General features: G+C 73.3%; 3 protein-coding genes. All 3 read left to right on the forward strand.

The annotated features are described in order from the left end of the window. The first annotated feature begins 157 nt into the window (after positions 1-157). Complete coding sequence (gene nirB / locus BN12_RS20730; RefSeq protein ID WP_083454817.1) at positions 158-2,749, forward strand: nitrite reductase large subunit NirB; 2,592 nt, start codon at positions 158-160, stop codon at positions 2,747-2,749. After that, positions 2,746-3,159, forward strand: coding sequence for a nitrite reductase small subunit NirD (gene nirD / locus BN12_RS20735; protein WP_048555439.1), 414 nt, complete (start codon positions 2,746-2,748; stop codon positions 3,157-3,159). The genes nirB and nirD overlap by 4 nt, the downstream gene beginning before the upstream one ends. Then, a partial coding sequence (locus BN12_RS20740) for a precorrin-2 dehydrogenase/sirohydrochlorin ferrochelatase family protein (protein WP_327152682.1) occupies positions 3,156-3,512 on the forward strand: 357 nt, incomplete at its 3' end. The genes nirD and BN12_RS20740, both read left to right, overlap by 4 nt.

The following is a 3,512-nucleotide window of genomic DNA, read 5'->3' on the forward strand; positions in this document are numbered from 1 at the left end:
GATCGCGCCACCCGGGCGGGCACCGGCTGCGGCGGCTGCGCCGACGACGTCCGGGCCCTGCTCGGCCAGGCCCGCGAGATCTCACGGCGGGACAACCCCGGCGTAACGGAAGGGAAACACGTGCACGACACCTGCGAAACGAAGGCTGGCTAGCGTCATGGACCTCATGGACACGGTGAATCCCACGACCGGTCGGGTCGTCGTCGTTGGCGGGGGCATGGTCGCCCGCCGGCTCGTCGACGCGCTCCGCGCCCGCGACGAGGAGGGCCGATGGGCGATCACCGTCCTCGCCGAGGAGCCTCGGGCTCCCTACGACCGCGTCGCCCTCACCTCCTACTTCTCCGGCCGCGACCCGGAGGACCTCGAGCTCGGCGACCCAGGCCTCTGGGACGACCCCCTCGTCACGCTGCGGCGGAGCGACACGGTCGTGTCCGTCGACCGCGACGCCCGGACCGTGACGACGGCCCGAGGTGCGGTGTTCCCCTACGACCACCTCGTCCTCGCGACGGGCTCGTATGCCGCGGTCCCGCCGGTTCCGGGCAAGGACCTGCGGGGCGCGTTCGTCTACCGGACGATCGACGACGTCGCCGACCTGCGCGGCTACGTGGAGTCGCTCCGCGACCGGCTCGACCGTCCGGTCCGCGGCGCCGTCGTCGGCGGCGGCCTCCTCGGCCTCGAGGCGGCCGGCGCCCTCCAGGCCCTCGGCGTCGCGTCGACCGTCGTCGAGTTCGCCCCGCGCCTCATGCCCATCCAGGTCGACGAGGGCGGTGGCGAGGCGCTGCGCCGCCTCATCGAGCAGCTCGGCGTCACCGTGCGCACCGGTGCGGCGACGGCGAGGATCGTCGGCCGGCAGGGCGTCGTCAGCCGGATGGAGTTCACCGAGGGCCGACCCCTCGACGTCGACGTCGTCATCTTCGCCGTCGGTGTGCGCCCCCGCGACGAGCTGGCCCGCGCCTGCGGCCTGCCCGTCGGCGAGCGCGGTGGCGTCGTCGTCGACGCCACCTGCCGCACCGAGGACCGGGCGGTCTGGGCCGTCGGCGAGGTCGCGAACATCGAGGGTCGCTGCCTCGGCCTCGTCGCGCCCGGCTACACGATGGCCGAGATCGTCGTCGACCGGATCCTCGGCGGCGAGGGCACCTTCCCCGGCGCCGACCTGTCGACGAAGCTCAAGCTCCTCGGCGTCGACGTCGCGTCCTTCGGGGACGCGTTCGCCGCCGCGCCCGGCAGCCTCGAGGTCGTCGTGTCCGACCCCGTCGCCGGCGTCTACAAGAAGCTCGTCATGTCCGACGACGCGAAGACGCTGCGCGGCGGCATCCTCGTCGGCGATGCGAGCGCGTATGCCGCGTTGCGCCCGATGGTGGGACGACCGCTCGGCGGCGACCCCATGGCATACCTCCTCCCGGAGGGGACCGGAGCCACCCCGGAGGGTGAGCTGCCCGACGAGGCGACCGTCTGCTCGTGCAACGCCGTGACGGCGGGCCGGGTCCGGTGCGCCGTGCGCGAGGACGGCTGCACCGACGTCGCCGGGGTCTCGGCCTGCACCCGGGCCGGGACGAGCTGCGGATCCTGCCTGCCCCTCGTGAAGCGACTCGTGACGACCGAGCTGACCCGGTCGGGGATCACGGTGAGCACCGCGCTCTGCGAGCACTTCGAGCTGTCGCGAGCGCAGCTGTTCGACGTCGTGCGCGTCCAGGGGCTCACGACCTTCAGCGAGATCGTCGCGCGCCACGGCCGGGGTCGCGGCTGCGACATCTGCAAGCCCGTCATCGCCTCGATCCTCGCCTCCCTCGACACCGGCCACATCCTCGACGGCGAGCAGGCGACCCTCCAGGACACGAACGACCACGTCCTGGCCAACCTGCAGAAGGACGGCTCCTACTCCGTCGTACCCCGGATCCCGGGCGGCGAGGTGACACCCGAGGGGCTCATCGCGATCGGCAAGGTGGCCAAGGACTTCGGGCTCTACACGAAGATCACCGGCGGCCAGCGGATCGACCTGTTCGGCGCCAGGATCGAGCAGCTGCCGGCCATCTGGCGGCGGCTCGTCGACGCCGGCTTCGAGTCGGGCCACGCGTACGGCAAGGCGCTGCGCACGGTGAAGTCGTGCGTCGGCTCGACGTGGTGCCGGTTCGGGGTCCAGGACTCGGTGGCCCTCGCCATCGCCCTCGAGCTGCGCTATCGCGGCCTGCGCTCCCCCCACAAGCTGAAGCTCGGGGTGTCCGGCTGCGCCCGCGAGTGCGCCGAGGCCCGCGGCAAGGACGTGGGGGTCATCGCGACCGAGTCCGGGTGGAACCTCTACGTCGGCGGCAACGGCGGATTCACCCCGAGGCACGCCGTGCTCCTCGCCGAGGACCTCGACACCCCGACCCTCGTCAGCGCCATCGACCGGTTCCTCATGTACTACGTCCGCACGGCCGACCGGCTGCAGCGCACGGCGGCCTGGGTCGCCGACCACGAGGGTGGCGTCGAGGCGATCCGCGCCGTCATCCTCGAGGACTCGCTCGGCATCCGCGCCGACCTCGACGCGGCGATGGAGCGGCACGTCGAGGCCTACGAGGACGAGTGGGCCGCGGTCCTCGCCGACCCCGAGAAGCTGCGCCGCTTCGGCTCGTTCGTCAACGCGCCGGAGACCGCAGACCCCTCGCTCGCCTACGTCCCCGAGCGGGGCCAGGTGCGGCCCGCGACGCCGCGGGAGCGGGAGTCGAGGTCCGTCCTCGTCGCCGGGACGACTCTGGAGGTGCGCCGATGACCGTCGAGCTGAGCGCCCCGGCACACGACGCGCCCGAGCTGTCCGTCGCGCCGGAGCCGGAGACCTGGGCGGCCGTGTGCGCCGTCGAGGAGATCCTGCCCGAGCGCGGCGTCGCCGCCCTTCTCGGCGACATCCAGGTCGCGATCTTCCGCACCCACGACGGCGTGCTCTTCGCGACGACGAACCGCGACCCCTACAGCGGCGCCATGGTCATGTCCCGCGGCATCGTCGGCACCCGCGGAGCCGCGCCGACGGTCGCCTCCCCCATGCACAAGCAGGTCTTCGACCTGCGCGACGGACGCTGCCTCGACGCGATGGGCCAGGCGGCGGTCGGCCTGATGACGTATGCCGTGGCCGAGTGCGGCGGCGTCGTCCACGTCGGTCTCCCTGGCCGGAATCCCGGCTCATGAGAACGACATTGATGGGCCTCGACCTCGACGGTCGCGACGTCCTCGTCGCGGGCGGCGGACCCGTCGCGGCCCGCCGGGCGGCACGTCTCGTCGCCGACGGAGCGGTCGTCACCGTCGTGTCCCCGCTCGCGTGCGAGGACCTCCTCGACCTCGTCGACACCGCTGCCGTCCGGTGGGTCGAGCGGGAGGTCGAGGAGGCCGATGTCGAGGACTGCTGGCTCGTCGTCGCCGCGACCGGCGACCGATCGGCCGACGAGCGGCTCTGCGGCTGGGCCGCAGACCGGCGCGTGTGGAGCGTGTGCGCGGGCTCCGCATCGACGGGCACGGCCCGCACCCCCGCCGTCGTCGACCAT

It is taken from the genome of Nostocoides japonicum T1-X7 (assembly GCF_001046855.1).
GTDB classification, from domain to species: domain Bacteria; phylum Actinomycetota; class Actinomycetes; order Actinomycetales; family Dermatophilaceae; genus Nostocoides; species Nostocoides japonicum.